Below are 15363 nucleotides of genomic sequence, written 5' to 3'. Positions count from 1 at the left end.
TCTTTGTAAACTAGTCGATTGATTCTAGAGAATTGTAATGGACGTAGAAATCTATGAAACAAAGGAATTCCTGAAGGCTCTGCGGGCTATGAAACTCGTCGGCGGGCGCAAGAGCAAGGCCGCCGACCAAGTCTTGGCAATGCGCAGCAGCGTCGGGTTGTTCGACAATCCGTTTCAGAGCCTCCGCAAGACCAAGAACGGCGAGAGCCGGATTGCTGGATGTGTGAAGTATGACCTGCAGGAATTTTGCCGACTGGTCACGATTGCTGGAAACGGATGCATCTTTCTGCTCTACATCGGAGACCATGAGGAGGCCGACGCATGGCTCGACAGACATCGGGGCCTGACGATCGGTGCCGTGTCGGGCACTTCGCTCGGGAGAACGAAAATCTCCGATAGCGAAAGCGGTGTGACCATAAGCAACGAGCCGGACAATTGGTCCGGGGTGCTGATCGAGAGATTGCCTGAGGAGCTGCTTGAGCGCCTACTCGGCCACCGCCCCTACCGGGAGGTCCAGGCTATTCGCCAGGTTAGAGCCGGAAGCCGCGATACGAGCATACGAGACTGCCTCGTTCAGGTAGGCGACGAAGCTCTCCGGTCCGCTCTGTTCGATATCCTAGTTCTGTTAAATGGCGGTTTGATCGAGGAGGCTCAAAATCGCGCGCTCCACCACCTCGGAAGCTTCAAGCCCCTCGCCGAGCTTTCGCCTGAAGAGCTCTTGGAACTCGATATGGGCGATGGAACCCGGAAGGTCGAACTGGGCTCGAAGGAATACAGCGAATGGGTAGCTCGTTTCATAGAGACGAAACACCCCTTCGACTGGTTCCTGTTCATGCATCCCGAACAGGAGCGGCACGTTACTGCGGACTACAACGGTCCAGCAAAACTGTCCGGTGTAACAGGGTCGGGCAAGACCAGCATTGCTGTGAAGAGAGCGATACGCCTCGCAGGCGAATACGCGAACGAAAAGATCCTTGTATTAAGTTTAAACCGCGCTCTTTGTGAGTTCATCTCAGAAATTGTTGATCACGCGTGCGGCTCTGATCTCGCATTGAGAAGCAGAATAGAGGTCAAATCGCTGTTTTCAATCTGCCAAGAGCTGCTTCAAGAATTCGAACCGGCAAATGCCAAGCTCTACAGTGATGTGACCTGGGGCCTCGAAGAACACAAGGACGAAGTTTACCGCGAGTTTTACCGCTGCCTCAGTAACGTCAAGGACGCCGAGGTGCTGCGTCCAATGCACCGTCTGTTGACGTCGCAGTCCATCGACGCGGAAAAATATATCGCGGAAGAGTTCGATTGGATTCGTAGCGCGCTTGGACTCAACAAGCGGCCTGAATACAACTCGATTACACGCGCAGGGCGCGGGTATAAAATTCTAGAGCAGCATAGGACCTCCATTCTGGAGGGTTTGACAGGCTGGGAACGCAAGATGTCCGCAGTCGGCGTCATCGATTACATGGGTCTGGTCACTGCGGTGACGAGATATCTCGATAAGATCACATCCCGGTATCGGTGCATTCTGGTGGACGAAGCGCAGGATTTTGGAAGCGTCGAGCTGTCAATTCTCCGGAAGCTTGTGAGGCCGGACAGGAACGATCTATTTCTCTGCGGTGATGCCGCACAATCCATTCTTCCAAAACATCAATCATTCGACGCCGCCGGCATCGACGTGAAGGGCAGATCCTCGCGGATATTCCGCAATTACAGGAATAGCCGGGAAATATTGAAGTTTGCTCATCAGGTCTTGACGCTGAACTTGTCGGAATCTCATTTTGAGCAAGGTGAGCTTGAGATTTCGGATCCGGAATTGTCGTATCGATCATCCGCCGAACCGCTCGTACTCGAAGCGCCATCACTGGACATAGAAATAGCTGCCGCGCTCAAGCTGCTCGACGCAAACGACGAGATCGCAGCCCGGCGCGGCTCGAGCCACTCAGGCTGCGTCGCTATCGTCGGATATTCCGGATTCGAGGTTCAGCAGTACGGCAATGAAATCGGCATACCAGTCCTCGACGGAGCATCGAAATTTCTGCATGGAACGCGCTTCCTGTCGGATCTCGAGCAGACGAAGGGCTATGAGTTCGACACGATGATCATCGTGAATTGCAGGGAAAGCCAGCTTCCACCGCGCGGAGCTCCTGAGCAGGAGGTGTTCCGCAATGCGAGCGAGTTCTATGTCGCCATGACGCGCGCCAAGAGCCAGCTCATTTTGTCATTTTCGGGAAAGCTGTGCGGCTGGCTGGCAGCATTGAAGTCGCCGGTCTCGCAGTGGTCCGATGTTGTTGATATGGATGATTTGGCAAACCTCGGGGTGCCCGGCTTCCTTCAGGAATTTCCGGACACCGAAACCCTGAACTTGCGCGAACTGACCGGAACGGAGTTCATCTTCACTCCCTACGCCCGGGGTCTCGATGCCGAACTCCTCGAAAAGCTGGAGGAATTTGTTGACGGTCGGGGAATGATACAGGGACAAACACAACGGAGGCTCAAATGGAAGAACATCGGCGCACTGGTCGATGACTTCGAGTCGGGCGCGGGCACAGCGGTGTTTGGCCCCTTAGCTCGCGACGTGATGAAGATACGGTTAGCCGAGGCAATGCTGGGTCTGCGGCCGAGCCTTAGGCCGAGGCCTACGCGCAAAAGGCAGCCGCCCGCGGAGACGAAGCTGCGGGGTGACCCGTCTGGTGATGGGTCTTCCACACACGATGGATCCCGCGCCTCAGGACTAGAGAAGCTCGGTCTTACAACCCGCGAATTGGCGATTTTGCACTCCTTGAATATTCGATCCTTGCATGACTTGATCAATGCAAGCGAGAAGCCCCTCGCAAAGCACCTCAGCATGACGACGATCAATTCCTTAAAAGAGCGAGCGAACGCAGCCGAGAAGCGCGCGCTGCGAGACGACTTGGCCGATACTGAAATCGGCAATGCCGGCTTTTCCAAGCAGGTCATTTCGATACTGAAGCAGATGGGATTGAAAAGGCTCAGAGATCTTGGGCGCCTCTCACAGCGAGATCTTTGGACCCGCTCTGACTTAGGCAAAACCGACGTCCAGAGAATTCTAAGAGTCTGCCGAGACCATGGTGTCACCCTAAAGGACGGCTGATCCGAGGGGGCCGGCAAGCATGCCGGCATGCAGCGGGGAGCGAGCAGGCAAGTTGCGAGACCGAAGCAGCAGCCATTGAGCGCGATTCGGCTGCATTAGAATATTGGTCCCGCCATTCCACGACCCTAGTAGCCTTAGGCGTGAATTGGCCGGAGATAGAGATTCGATCCGGGTTCACGGTTTCCTGATTACCGCACCAGTTTCGCACCAGAAATAAGATGATCAAAGCGCAACGAACGCCATCGACATCAAACAAAAACCCGGCAAAATCAACGAAGGCAGGCTTTATCCTCCCGCTCATAACGGTCTGGTTGCAGGTTCGAGTCCTGCCGGGCCCACCAATGAAGTCCAATTGTCCGTCCTCAACGGTGAAATGAAGCTCCTTGAGGCGCTTCGCCTCAAGCATCCTAAGCATGTCCGAAAACTGCCCGCGCGTAACCTGCAGCGAGGGGTGTAGAGAAGTAAGGGTGCTCGCGGCCCGTAACAGAACGCCCATGACGCCGGGCCAGGTGAAGCGCGCCTCAGGCATCGTGAAAGGCAGCGGGCATTTTCACGTAAGTGAACTCAACGGACTGCCTCGGTGGGCGGGGCTGAACGACCTATCCAAGGTTAACCGTGCGGCCTCCAAGGATTTCACCGCGCCAGTCGCCCATATCGTTGCGTCGTGTCACACTCAGATTATCGCGCTCTCATTAAAAAGGCGCTCCATTCCTTCTGCTTGTCCTTTCCAGGCGCCAGGCGCGAGGGTGAAACAAGACACCGGAAAACGATTCTCCTGTTTCGGGCGTTGTTTCCATCACAATACGAAGCAATTTTCCTGACATGATCCTCAATTCCGGGAACGTCGTTGAAGGTCTTCCTCGTGAAGCACGCTCGCTCGAGGTTTGGTAGCTCGTCCATCAGTCCCGTAACATCCCGCCAGACCGAGACGCGTCCGCCGATGTAACTGTCTTTTCGATGATGGGCGCGATCAGTGTCTACCATCACCTCTGAAATGATATCGACGAAGTCGATACCCCTTTCCCGCGTGAACCTCAGCCGTTCCGGATTGCGATTTTTACCCTTTAGATGTCCCTCTACTCCAAAGGCTGCTGGCAACAGGCTCCACAGATCGTTTCTTCCCGTCCCGTAAAAGAAGTCAGCGGTATTCTTGGGTGTATCCGGATTGAACGTTCCAATGATAAGGCACCTCGTTGCAGGGTTTATTTCGTGATTCCGAAATTTATGTTTGATCGGCGTGGGCGTCATTCTTTGCTTCCCGCATTTATTTCCGTGACGTGCTTGGCATCGGCTGCGTCAGACAATGAATCCCACCACCACCGAGAGCAATGTGGTCAATGCTCAGCATCCGGATGTCTCGGCCTGGAAATGATCTCTGCAACACGGAGTGCGCCGCCTCGTCCCGTTCTGGGTCTCCGAACTTCCCAGTAATGGCTGCGCCGTTCGCCAGGTAAGCGTTCAGGTATGACGGAGCAAACGAGCGGCCACGAAACCGCCAGTGCCGCCTGCGAGGCGGAAGGATCGAGTTTACAGTCATCGCGCTACCTCGACTGTCGGATTCGCTCTGAAGCACGTCGATATCTCTTGACCGATTTCTGGGCGTGGGCATCTCTGGATCGGGCGCTTCGACCAGAATTGCTCCGGGCGACGTGAAGAGCAGGTATCCGTCGGCATGGCCACTGGTAAATGGTTCATCGGCGTCGCCCTCAAGCCATATGATCTTGCGCCCGCCGACGGCGGAGAACCCACGCTCTATTTCCTCCATTTGCTCGTGCGCACTGCGACCAATTCGTGGGTTTCGGTTTTCGTTCAGCAGGCAGCTCTTGGTCACGATAACGGTACCCTCGCCGTCGGTCACGAACGCTCCTCCTTCTGCGACAAACTGTGCACGTATGGTCGCCAGCCCCAGTCTTGCGGCCAAGGGGCCGGCGAGAGCATCTCCAGGGCGTGCGGAGCGCGTTGAGCCCCAGCAATTGAAATTCCAGTCAACAGCGACGACTGCATCACCCCGCACCGCAAACGTCGGCGCAATGTCGCGCATCCAGATGTCGTCCACGGGAGCCGATAGGATCTCCACGTTCGGTCCAAATGACTGGCGCTTGGCCTCCGGAATTTGGTCGGACGGTGTCAGCAGGTAAACCGTTTCATATTCGGCGATGGTGACAACAACCTCGTGGAGTTCGCGCCTGACAGCATCGGCGTACATCCCCCATTCCCGGTGTATGGCCCAAGCCATCAGACAACAGGCGTGAGGCTCCCATTCGGCGGGAAGTCTGATTTCGTTGTACGACATTACTGCAATATCCCGCTCTATCTGGCTCTCGCTGCAATGTCGGGAAACCGGCCGAGCTTTCGGCTGACCAACCTAAAACCGAAATCGCTTCTTAGAATCCGCGTGAGCTTCGTGCCTCCTCGTATGCCTTGTTTATTCTGACCGCCTCATCTTCTGCGGCCTTCTTTATGAGCTCGCTGAGATTTGCCACCTTGTCCGGATGGCACTTCTTTATGGCGTCGCGATAGGCGGCTGTGATCTCCTCTGAAGAAGCCTCAGGAGAAACTCGGAGAACATCATGCCATCGCTTCTGCTCGATTGCCCTTTCTGGAGACCTTGTATCAACTCTCGCCTTCTCGTAGTCGACTTTTCTGTTTGGCTCATCCGGCTCCGCTGATTTCCGGGAGCTCTTCTCCGGCGGCCTATTGCCGCCACGGATCGAGGCAAGGGCTTGATAAGCTCGCTCTCGGTCGTTCTCATCTTTGAATCTCAGATTCCATTCTCGACTTCCCGGAAAGCTAAGCTTGATACAAAACGCCCTATCTGGCCGCCCGGTGGTGCTCCGCGAGAATTGAAGTTCAGCATTCCGTCCAGAATTCCAGTGCCACGGGAACCAAATAGATCCGCCCGACCACCAATGAAAATCAGGTGCTATCACGAGAAAGAATTGGCCGTTGGTCGCCTTCCACCGTTGTTCGAGGATCAGAACCGAGAAGGGCCAGCGGACACCGCGATATCTCGTCTTTGACATAACGCGAATCCTGTCGGCGGTAACGCCATTTCGAATTCTTCGTGGGACACGGGCAGCGGCATCCAGGAAATTCTCTTCCCGACCATCGGAATTCCGAGCGACACGTAAGCTCTGTAACGCAAACCATCGAATGAGCAGCACTAAAGGAATGAATTCGATCAGCATGTACTTGCTGTCGGGGTAAGCTAAACCTACTGCAAAAAAAGAGAGTTGTGCGGGCACTCCGATTCGCATGAGCTGAACTCGGAGACCTCTCTCTCTTTCGAGCTGGCGCGTAATTTCGTCTTTTTGAGTGGGCTGCTTTGCGAATTTCTTCTTTAGCAATCTGAATATTCGGCTTTGATCCATGTATCCGCCGCCCCCTCAGAGGATGATGCTGCGCAAACGCGACTCTTCTTTACCGTTCTAAAGCACCCAGCAAAAACGCAGCCAAAGCTAACCAAAACATCGAAGAGTAAGCGAATGTCATGAAGGGGCTGCGAGCTAACCGTGTTTGTTGTTGCGTCTGGCTGTATGATTTCGATCCGACCGAGACGTACATGGTCCACTGGATAACCATGCCAGGAAACAGGTAGAGCTTTTTTAGGATGCTACCCGATACGCCAGCTATATTGTCGCTCGCCATTTTTCAAATTTATCCAACAATAACAATTATTTATCGAATTTTATCCTAGTGAACGAACCAGGACGCGTCAAGGGTCGGAGGTGCCGTCCGCTGCCTTGTTGAATCTTGATAGCGGGTCGTTCGACGTGATGCTCAGCCGTGGCGTGCGCATCATGGCTTATGACGCAGCGATGAAGACCATCATGGACGAAGTGGCGGCCGACCTTTCTTGGTTCGTTAGCCATCCGTGTGACCTTATTCAGAGACTTGAGAGCTGCACGACAAGAGAAGGGCTCAATTCCCGATTGTCGCCCTACGCGAGACGGGTCGTCACGTTCTCACGGAGGTACGACCTGAACTTGTTTTACTCGCCCGCCTTCACGCCTTCCCATTCAAGATTTGGCTGCCGCGTAGCGACTATCGGGAGAGTAAGCCAGCGCCTTGACACCATCAGCATGTCCGACAACCGTGCTCTGTCTCGTCCGCCACGGCAACCTATCGTGCAGGTGGTTTAGCCAGGAGACTCCAACGAGAGATAGGCCTTTGTCGCACACAGCGGCTTTGTCCGAGTTCAAATCCAGCCTTTCGGAGAGCCTATCTTCGTCGTACGATGCCTCCCTCGACAAGTCGGGTGAATACGAGACGCCGCGAATTCCTCCGGTGCGCAACGGCGGCCTGTCGTCTCCCGCGAGCTGAGAGGAGGGATTGACGCAAGTCGGCCAGATGCTCCTCGAACGCACGGTTCGTCTCGTTAGTCCGCAAAGCAGACTGCGGTGATCAATTCGATCTGAAGGCGTCTGCCATATCGGGCTAGCGATCTTTGATCTTCGACCAAGATTTCAAAATTCAGTCATGGTGAACGACCCAATTGCCTAGTCCCGGCGCCGACGATGTCCGATCGACGATCACCCGACATGGATTCATACCGCGGCGTCAGCTACGTCGGTGGTCTGGTCGTGATTGGACTGATCTATTTCGTCTCGGCAAAGGCTGGCCTCGCCCTCGCCTCTATTCATCCCAGCGCAACACCAATTTGGCCGCCGACAGGTGTCGCGCTGGCGGCAGTGTTGTTGCGGGGATATCGAACCTGGCCCGCAATTTTTGCCGCGGCGATGATCGCCAATGCGACGACGGCAGGCTCCCTTGCCACCGCAATTGCGATTGCAACCGGTAACTCTCTCGAGGCGATTGCCGGCGCGTATCTCATCAATCGGTGGTCGGGCGGGTGTGAAACGTTTTCGACACCAAATTCTGTCGCAAAGTTTACCCTGATCTGCGTCGTGATCGCGACACCGATCAGCGCCACCATTGGACTGACCAGCCTGGCACTCTTCGGATACATCGAGCCAAAGAATTTTGCGGACGCGTGGATCACCTGGTGGCTGGGCGACGTGACCGGCGCACTAGTCATTGCCCCCGTAACCGTGCTGTGGGCATCAAACCACCATCAAGCCTCCAACTGGCACGATTTTGTCGAGACGGCAGGGGTCCTCGCGACAGCAGCGGCTGTCGGCCTCATTGCTTTCAGCCCCCTGATCGAGCAGACGCCCGGCCGAGATCCACTCGGCTTTCTGGCCATCCTGCCCATGCTATGGGCGGCGCTTCGTCGCGGTCCACGCGATACCGCAACGGTCGCTCTCGTGCTTGCGGGCATCACGATTTGGGCAACGCACGCGGGCGGCGGCCCCTTCGCGATTTCGGATCCCAACGCGTCATTCCTGCTCGTGTTGATGTTCTTGATCAGTATTACCGTTCCAAGCCTGCTGCTGAGCGCGGATGTTAAGGTCCGCGAGAAAGCGGAAGGAAACCTGCGCCGCGCGCATGTCGAACTCGAGCAGAAGGTCGCCGAGCGTACGCAGGAACTGGAGCTCGCCAACGCAGCCAAATCGCGCTTTCTCGCCATGGCAAGCCATGATTTGCGGCAGCCCTTACATGCGTTGGGGTTGTTCGTCGCCCAGCTGCGGACGCCACTCAAACCGGAGGAAAGGACAAACACGATCGAACGGATCGACGCAACCCGCAAGGAAATGGATGAAATGTTCAATTCGCTCCTGGACATTTCCAGGCTGGATGCCGGGATGCTTACCCCCAAAATCACCGAATTCCCGATCGGGCGCTTGTTGCAGAAAATCGAGACTGCGTTTGACCAGGCCACGCAAAAAAAGGGGCTGCGGCTACGCGTCAGGCCAAGTGACGCCTGGGTGCGAAGCGACGCGATGCTGCTCGAACGCATCATGCTGAATCTTGTGTCAAATGCGGTGCGCTATACGTTGCAGGGCGGGATCCTCGTCGGATGTCGTCGGCGCGGTGAAATGTTGCGTATCGAAGTATGCGATACCGGTCCTGGCATTCCCGAGGATCAAAAGCAGAATATCTTTCGCGAGTTTTTTCAAGTTCCCACCTCAGAACAGAACCGGTCCGGCGGACTGGGCCTCGGTCTGGCCATCGTCGACAGGCTTCGTCTGCTTCTCGACCATCAAATCGACCTGGTTTCGACTGTGGGCCGAGGTTCGCGATTTGCGATCCTGGTTCCGAAAGTCGATCAATGCATCAGGTCCGCGGCGCCCGCCGTCTTACCCCACGCCGGCGCCTTGGCGGTCGACGGCAAGGCAATTCTTGTTATTGCCGATACTCCGATCGTGCAGGAGGGAACGGGCGGATTGCTTAGCAAATGGGGATACTCGGTACTTGCCGCCGGCTCCGACGAAGCTGCACTTGTCCGACTTGCCGAGCGCGAACAGCGTCCCGATCTCATAATCTCGGACTATCATCTCGCAAGCGGTAGGACCGGGATCCGGGCAATCGAACAAGTCAATGCGGCGTTTGGCTCGCCAATTCCCGCCATTCTCGTCAGCGGCGATACCGCAGCTGAACCTCTGCGGGACGCCAGGGACAGAGGGTACATTTTGCTGCACAAGCCCGTCGATCCGATGCGGCTCCGTGCTGTCATGCATGAGCTCCTTAGGGATCACGATGGTGGGAGAGGCACCGGGGCAGTTTCATGAATCAGATTTCGGCGGCACCTCCCAGCCCATTTTTCCGACCTTAATGACGGCCTCGGTGCGCGTCGCTACGCCGAGCGCCTTGAGAACGACCGTGATGTGATTCTTCACTGTCGGCACTGCCATATTGAGCGTCCTGGCAATGACCTTGTTGGTTTTCCCCTTCATCAGCAGCGCAAGTACGTCGATCTGACGATCGGTCAATCCAAGCCCCTTGAGCGAGCCGCGAGCCAATGGCTTATCTGCAAACCGCGGGTCCGCTGTTTCCTCCAGAATCTCCGAGGGAATGTAAACTCCGCCGGAAAACACCAACTCAATAGCGTTGAGCATCACCTCACGTTCCGTGGTTTTGGGGATGAAACCCAGCGCGCCAAGCTTGAAAGCGCGCCTGACCGTATCGTGATCATCGGAGGATGAGAGAATGATGATAGCAATGGTCGCATAGCGATGGCGCAGTTCGCAGAGGACAGAGAAGCCGTCGCGGTCAGGTAGATTGATGTCAAGCAAAATGAGGCTGATATCGGGATGCTCCTCGACGATGTGCATGGCCTCTCGGCTGCTCGAAGCTTCGAATATCACGGCTTCTCGCTTCAATTGCTTGAGGACAGCGTGCAACGCCTCGCGAATCAATGTGTGATCGTCAACAACAAGCACTTTCATAAAAATGCTCTCCGTCCTCTGACCGCCCGGAGATCAATGAAAAATCATACACCCACCTTCGAAACCGTCCATCTTCTATCTCTGGTCCAGCGGTTCGCCGTCAGGCACTCAGAGTAGGAGCCGAGCGCTGCTGTGTGGTATGATTGCAACGGCACACAGTCGTAAGGAGCGCGCGCTGCATGGAGCGCGGAACTCGCTTAGCCCCTCCGTCCACGCGAGCGACAAATTGCTCATCATGCGGTCTCAATACCGCGTTCGGGATAGTACCTTGGTCATAGGACCTAGGCACCTCTCTGTACCGACCTCCGGCCGATTTACAGTCTGTGCCACTTGAAAGATGATGTCGACAGTCGGTCCTCCCACCAGCGTTCTACCCAGCGCGGCCATGTGATCATTGTCGCAATTGCTGTCGTTGCCAGGTCGATGTGAAGCAACCTTGAACTGCGGCGCTGTCACGACCCGCAGGGCCGCGCTTTTTTTTCAAGTTCGATCCGTCTCGATCGTTCCTCTTTGAGCGTGCGCGCACGCTGGACGAGGCAAGCCAATGCATGATCGAACCGCCACCCTGAAGCCATCCGCGGACGTGGCGTCGGAGCTGAAAGCCAACGGCCGCGACGTGCGCATTGATGCCTGCCGCGGCATCGCGCTCTGGTGCATCTTTCTTGATCATGTCCCCAATAACATTGGAAGCTGGCTGACGCTGCGGAACTACGGCTTCAGCGATGCCGCGGAAGTGTTCATGTTCGTCTCAGGGGTCACCTGCGCACTGGCCTACGGTAAGGTATGGGGCCGCGAGGGATGGAGCAGCGTGATCCGCCGGACGCTGCGGCGAAGCTGGGACATCTATGTCGCGTTTCTGCTGCTCACGCTCGCCTGCGCGACCCTAGTCCACATCGCCGGCGTGGAACGCCTTGCCGACGAGAGCAATACGCGCATTCTGTTGGATCAGCCGGGCGCAACGCTCGCGCACGCGGCGATTCTGCAATACCGCCCAGTCAATACCGATGTGTTGCCGATCTTCGTGCTCCTCCACCTCTTGTTCGCGCCGTTGCTGTGGTTGCTGCTCCGACTGCCCAACGTGACGCTCGGCGCCTCGCTGGCGCTTTATACACTGGTGCATATGTTCGGCTGGTCCTTGCCGGCGTGGCCAAACGGCCACTGGGCTTTCAATCCACTGGCCTGGCAGCTGCTGGTGGTCCTTGGCGCGTGGGTGATAATCGCGGGCGGAAGAGTGCGCCCCTGGCTAACGTCACCTTTGGCGCTCGTGCCTGCCGTTCTCTATCTGGTCTTCAGCCTCGTCATCGTATTGAGCTGGAGAATCAAGCCGCTGGAAGCATTGATCCCGCAGGGGCTGACGAAGTTGGCCTACCAGATGGACAAATCGAATCTCGATCCGTTGCGTCTGTTGCATTTCTTGGCCCTAGCGGTTGTGGCGGTATGGTTGGTGCCGCCCAATCGACGAGCATTGACGACTGCGGTAATGCGCGGCGCCATCCTCTGTGGCAGGCACTCTTTGCCAATCTTCTGCCTCGGTGTCCTGCTTACGCTCGCTAGCCTCCTGGCGCTGCTCGACATATCGGCGGGGCTTGCGATGCAGATCACGCTCAGCGCTGGTGGTGTCCTGACGATGATCATGGCGGCGACGCTACTGAACTTGATCAAGAGCAAACCCAGGCCGCAGCTGGCCATTGCACTGCCTGTGAGTGTGCGCGCCGAGGGGAACGCTTGGGGCACCGTTAGCTGGCGCACCCTGGAGGCGTTCCGCCGAGGACTGCGCGAGTTCGGCTGGGCCGGCGACCAGAAGCGCCTCGTCAGCGAGCGGCCATCCCACCAGGGGCCTCGCTTCGCAGACGAATTGGTACGATCAAGCAGGCTCAACGTGAGCGAGCACCCGGCCATGTCGAGCGAGGTGACGTAGCTGCCGATCAGCGAGCGGGCGATGCGCAAGCCGCGCTTCCACCGGGTCGCGTCGGAGCGTATTGCCAATGCCACCCAACGCCTGCGGCATCATCCATACCGCGCCCTTTCGAAAGCTGAAGGCGCTGCAGGCTGCCGCACGCCGTCTCACCCCTCCACCCGCCACAGCCTCCATCTTTCCGGCACGCCCTTCAGCCGGTGCAAGCCGTGATCCTTCAGGCTCGCCGCCGCCTGCGCCGTCATCAGCTCCTTCACCGCACTCGACACCAGCACCTCCCCTGCCCGCGCCTTCGCCGCGACGCGGGTGCCGATGTGGAAGGCGAGGCCGACCATTTCGCCGCCGCTGATGGTGTATTCGCCGGCGTGCAGGCCGACCCGGATCTCGAGGCCGAGCGTGCGCACGGCTTTCTGGATCGCGGTCGCGCAAGCAATGCCGGCGGCGGGTTTCCTGAACGTCGCCAGCACGCCGTCGCCGGTGGTCACGACCTCCTTGCCGCGGCACGTCTTCAACTCCTTGCGGACGGCAGCATAGTAATGGCCCATGACCTTGGTCCAGCGCGCATCGCCGAGCTTCGCCGCCTTCGCGGTGGAGCCGACGATGTCGACGATCAGGATGGTGGCGAGCGCCTGCTTGAGCTCGGCGCTGCGTGCGGCGGACGGGCGCCGGTTCGCGATCGGTCCGGTCAGCGGCTCATAGCGATGATTGCGGCGCCGCGCGATCGCGGCCTTCGTATAGTCCTGCGCGCGCTGCGCAGTGCCGCAACGAACCGTCTTCTCCTGCGGCAGACGCGACCAATAGACCTTGCGCCCATCGCCGGCGCCATGCACCTCCACGGCGCCCCACTTCAGGAAGACTGCCGAGCCAACACGCCTGACGCACCACGCCTTCGACGTGTACCCGGAGACGTTCGACTGATGGACCCCGATGCGTAGGAATTTCGGCATGAACGAGCGGCCAAGGACCGTTTGGGCGTAGCTTGGCGCAAAACCTAGACGCACAACCCGGCGCTGGCAACAGTGCTGCCAACCCGCATGCCGTCGCCGCATCCCAAGCTCGCAGCCTAAATTCCTCTGCCCCCCGCCCTGCCTGCCGATCGTACAGCGCCATGCAGCCGGACGTTCGGCCGGATGCTGCGCCATCCATGCGGCGAGCTGCGGCGCGCCCATCAGGCAGGACTGCATCGTCACGTCGGCGAAGTCCGAGGTCGTGACGATTTGTTCACGACAGTTCGTCGGTGACGAAAGGCTGCAGAGCAAGCGGCGGCAGCCCGGCACGGGGGCGGTCGAGACATAGGCGGAGCAGGCAGAGCGGTTCCGCCGACTGCAGCGCTGCGAGCTCCGATTGGCACTTCCTGCGGCAAGGTGCGTTGCGCTCTTTTCGAGGAGGCGCAGATGACCAAGACGCAGACGACCAGGACCAACGCGCAGGACTCAAGGACCGGGATCCAGCCAACGCTCAATCCTGGCGATGAAGCCCCGCCCGGAACCATGGGCACCGGCGAAGACGTCTGTCCCGACTGTCATGGCAAGGGTCGCATCGACGGTGCCCCCTGCGCCACCTGCGGCGGGAGTGGCACCATTACGCGGGCCATTGGCGGCGCTTGACGTTGCTCCCTTGAGCGAGGCTTCATCTTGACAGCAACGATGGCCGTCACCCGTGTTTGCGGAGCGCCCTCGGGGATAACGACACGAGGCAAAGCCGGAGCGGCCAGATGAACGCGCCGGGCGCCGGCACGACGGGAACGAACCGCAAATGGCCGCGGGCGGAAGGTCGCTTAGCCCTGATACGCAAACAGCTCGATCGGATCGCTGAAGCCGCGCACCTCGTGCCTGCCGACATGCTCGAGCTGAAACTCCTTCTCCACGAGCTCGGCGAAATCGCGTGACAGCAGCACGTTCCTGCCGAGCTTCTTGGTCAGCGCCTCGAGGCGGGAGGCCATGTTGACGGCCGGGCCGATCACGGTGAAATCGAGCCGGCTGGCCGATCCGATGTTGCCGTACATGACGTCACCGACATGGACGCCGATGCCGTAGTTCAGCGGCGCGCGGCCGGTTGCGCTGTTCCGTTCGTTCAGCGCGGCCATGGCCTGCCGGGCCTCGGCCACGGCATGGAGCAGATTGGCGCAGGCGTTGGGCGTATGAAGCGGAAAGATGGCGAGCAGTCCGTCGCCGATGAACTTGAGGATCTCGCCGCCGTGCCGCGCAATCGGCTCCGACATCGCGTCGAAATAGTCGTTGAGCAGGTCGATCACGTCGTCGCGCGGCCAGTTGTCGGAGATCTTGGTGAAATCCCTGAGGTCGCAGATCATGATCGCAGCACGCACCGTCGTGCCGCTGCCGCGCCTCGTGGCGCCGGCCAGGATCAACTCGCCGGCATGAGAGCCGACATAGGTCTCCAGCAGCGTGCGCGCCAGGCGGTTCTTGACGCGGATCTCGCTGACCAGCGCCAGCACCGGCAACAGCTTCTTCAGGCCGGCGACATGCGCATCGTCGAACCCGCCGGGCCGATCGGTCGCGAAAGTGACGATGTGCCGCTTGCCGAGCGTATGGTAGAGCGGCCAGGCGACATAGTCGGTGAGGCCCTTGGCCCGCATCTCGTCATAGAGGGCGTGCTTGCGGCTGAGCGAAGAATCCTGCTCGAGCCGCTCGCGCACCTCGGCGGCGCCGTCATGGATCTCGTTGGCGGCGCTTCCGATATATTCGGACCGCTCGCGAACGTCATAGTCGACCAGCGCAATCTCCGCCTCGCGCATCCCGTCGGACCACATCATGCGGGCCCCCAGCCACTGCGGGTGATTGATCAGGATGTGAAGCGTCGCGCGCTTCACCGGAATGCCCGCCTGCTGGAGACGGATACACATCTGCGCGAAGATGTTGTCGATGAAGCGCTCGTCGCGCGTGCCGGTGGTCAGCCAGTCGACGACGCCGTCGGCCTGCGCAGGGACATGGTTGTCTGGTGCGTTCATATCCTGCCCCTCGGGCTGCGGTCTTTGGGGAAGCAGATATCGTGCTCCGGCCGGGCGGCGTCAACCTAGCCAGTTGCACGGA

At 58.4% G+C, this 15363-nt stretch carries 9 protein-coding genes and 3 pseudogenes; 4 read left to right on the top strand and 8 right to left on the bottom strand.

Going from position 1 to position 15363, the window contains the following annotated elements:
- Window positions 1-37 precede the first annotated feature (37 nt).
- Window positions 38-3109 (top strand): UvrD-helicase domain-containing protein, encoded by a 3072-nt coding sequence (locus BRAD3257_RS06910; protein WP_122401236.1) that lies wholly within the window; start codon window positions 38-40, stop codon window positions 3107-3109.
- A 678-nt stretch (window positions 3110-3787) separates the two neighbouring features.
- On the opposite strand, the gene BRAD3257_RS39205 is transcribed toward BRAD3257_RS06910, so the two are convergent.
- The 3 genes from BRAD3257_RS39205 to BRAD3257_RS06895 all read right to left on the bottom strand — a co-directional run bounded on the left by BRAD3257_RS39205 (window position 3788) and on the right by BRAD3257_RS06895 (window position 6480).
- A complete protein-coding gene (locus BRAD3257_RS39205; protein WP_129145799.1) occupies window positions 3788-4357 on the bottom strand; it encodes a uracil-DNA glycosylase family protein in 570 nt (189 codons plus the stop codon).
- 16 nt (window positions 4358-4373) lie between these two features.
- A complete protein-coding gene (locus BRAD3257_RS06900; RefSeq protein ID WP_122401234.1) occupies window positions 4374-5402 on the bottom strand; it encodes an agmatine deiminase family protein in 1029 nt (342 codons plus the stop codon).
- Window positions 5403-5493: 91 nt separating this feature from the next.
- Window positions 5494-6480 (bottom strand): J domain-containing protein, encoded by a 987-nt coding sequence (locus tag BRAD3257_RS06895; protein ID WP_122401233.1) that lies wholly within the window; start codon window positions 6478-6480, stop codon window positions 5494-5496.
- A gap of 1170 nt (window positions 6481-7650) precedes the next feature.
- Between BRAD3257_RS06895 and BRAD3257_RS06880 the strand changes: the two genes are divergently transcribed.
- The gene (locus tag BRAD3257_RS06880) at window positions 7651-9741 is read left to right on the top strand and encodes an MASE1 domain-containing protein (protein ID WP_244607873.1); all 2091 of its coding nucleotides are present in this window, start codon (window positions 7651-7653) and stop codon (window positions 9739-9741) included.
- Here the strand turns inward: BRAD3257_RS06880 and BRAD3257_RS06875 are convergent.
- Window positions 9736-10398 carry a response regulator transcription factor gene (locus tag BRAD3257_RS06875; protein ID WP_122401229.1) on the bottom strand — a complete coding sequence of 221 codons (663 nt, stop codon included), beginning with the start codon at window positions 10396-10398 and terminating at the stop codon, window positions 9736-9738. The genes BRAD3257_RS06880 and BRAD3257_RS06875 overlap by 6 nt on opposite strands.
- A 544-nt stretch (window positions 10399-10942) precedes the next feature.
- Here BRAD3257_RS06875 and BRAD3257_RS06870 point away from each other — a divergent pair.
- Window positions 10943-12049, top strand: a pseudogene (locus BRAD3257_RS06870) (OpgC domain-containing protein); the annotation flags it as partial.
- Window positions 12050-12255: 206 nt separating this feature from the next.
- Here the strand turns inward: BRAD3257_RS06870 and BRAD3257_RS42140 are convergent.
- The 3 genes and pseudogenes from BRAD3257_RS42140 to BRAD3257_RS41885 form a co-directional block, all read right to left on the bottom strand.
- Window positions 12256-12351, bottom strand: a pseudogene (locus BRAD3257_RS42140) (dihydroxyacetone kinase subunit DhaK); the annotation flags it as partial.
- A gap of 111 nt (window positions 12352-12462) precedes the next feature.
- Window positions 12463-13260: an adenylate/guanylate cyclase domain-containing protein gene (locus BRAD3257_RS06865; protein WP_122406411.1), complete on the bottom strand. Its 798-nt coding sequence runs from the start codon at window positions 13258-13260 to the stop codon at window positions 12463-12465.
- Between the two features lie 132 nt (window positions 13261-13392).
- Window positions 13393-13590, bottom strand: a pseudogene (locus tag BRAD3257_RS41885) (hypothetical protein); the annotation flags it as partial.
- A gap of 117 nt (window positions 13591-13707) precedes the next feature.
- On the opposite strand from BRAD3257_RS41885, the gene BRAD3257_RS06855 reads away from it, so the two are divergent.
- Window positions 13708-13920 (top strand): hypothetical protein, encoded by a 213-nt coding sequence (locus tag BRAD3257_RS06855; RefSeq protein WP_122406410.1) that lies wholly within the window; start codon window positions 13708-13710, stop codon window positions 13918-13920.
- 170 nt (window positions 13921-14090) lie between these two features.
- Here the strand turns inward: BRAD3257_RS06855 and BRAD3257_RS06850 are convergent, their stop codons facing one another.
- The gene (locus BRAD3257_RS06850) at window positions 14091-15281 is read right to left on the bottom strand and encodes an adenylate/guanylate cyclase domain-containing protein (protein WP_122401227.1); all 1191 of its coding nucleotides are present in this window, start codon (window positions 15279-15281) and stop codon (window positions 14091-14093) included.
- Window positions 15282-15363 lie beyond the last annotated feature (82 nt).

Source organism: Bradyrhizobium vignae, assembly GCF_900324035.1.
GTDB lineage: Bacteria > Pseudomonadota > Alphaproteobacteria > Rhizobiales > Xanthobacteraceae > Bradyrhizobium > Bradyrhizobium vignae.
Note: the sequence above shows the minus strand (reverse complement) of the source record. Positions and strands in the feature narration are given on the sequence as shown.

What these genes read in the sequence shown, in the direction of transcription:
- BRAD3257_RS06855 (WP_122406410.1), top strand. Translation starts at nt 13,708, where the DNA reads ATGACCAAGACGCAGACGACCAGGACCAACGCGCAGGACTCAAGGACC.
- BRAD3257_RS06880 (WP_244607873.1), top strand. Translation starts at nt 7,651, where the DNA reads ATGGATTCATACCGCGGCGTCAGCTACGTCGGTGGTCTGGTCGTGATT.
- BRAD3257_RS06875 (WP_122401229.1), bottom strand. Translation starts at nt 10,398, where the DNA reads ATGAAAGTGCTTGTTGTTGACGATCACACATTGATTCGCGAGGCGTTG.
- BRAD3257_RS06910 (WP_122401236.1), top strand. Translation starts at nt 38, where the DNA reads ATGGACGTAGAAATCTATGAAACAAAGGAATTCCTGAAGGCTCTGCGG.
- BRAD3257_RS06850 (WP_122401227.1), bottom strand. Translation starts at nt 15,281, where the DNA reads ATGAACGCACCAGACAACCATGTCCCTGCGCAGGCCGACGGCGTCGTC.
- BRAD3257_RS06900 (WP_122401234.1), bottom strand. Translation starts at nt 5,402, where the DNA reads ATGTCGTACAACGAAATCAGACTTCCCGCCGAATGGGAGCCTCACGCC.
- BRAD3257_RS06865 (WP_122406411.1), bottom strand. Translation starts at nt 13,260, where the DNA reads ATGCCGAAATTCCTACGCATCGGGGTCCATCAGTCGAACGTCTCCGGG.
- BRAD3257_RS06895 (WP_122401233.1), bottom strand. Translation starts at nt 6,480, where the DNA reads ATGGATCAAAGCCGAATATTCAGATTGCTAAAGAAGAAATTCGCAAAG.
- BRAD3257_RS39205 (WP_129145799.1), bottom strand. Translation starts at nt 4,357, where the DNA reads ATGACGCCCACGCCGATCAAACATAAATTTCGGAATCACGAAATAAAC.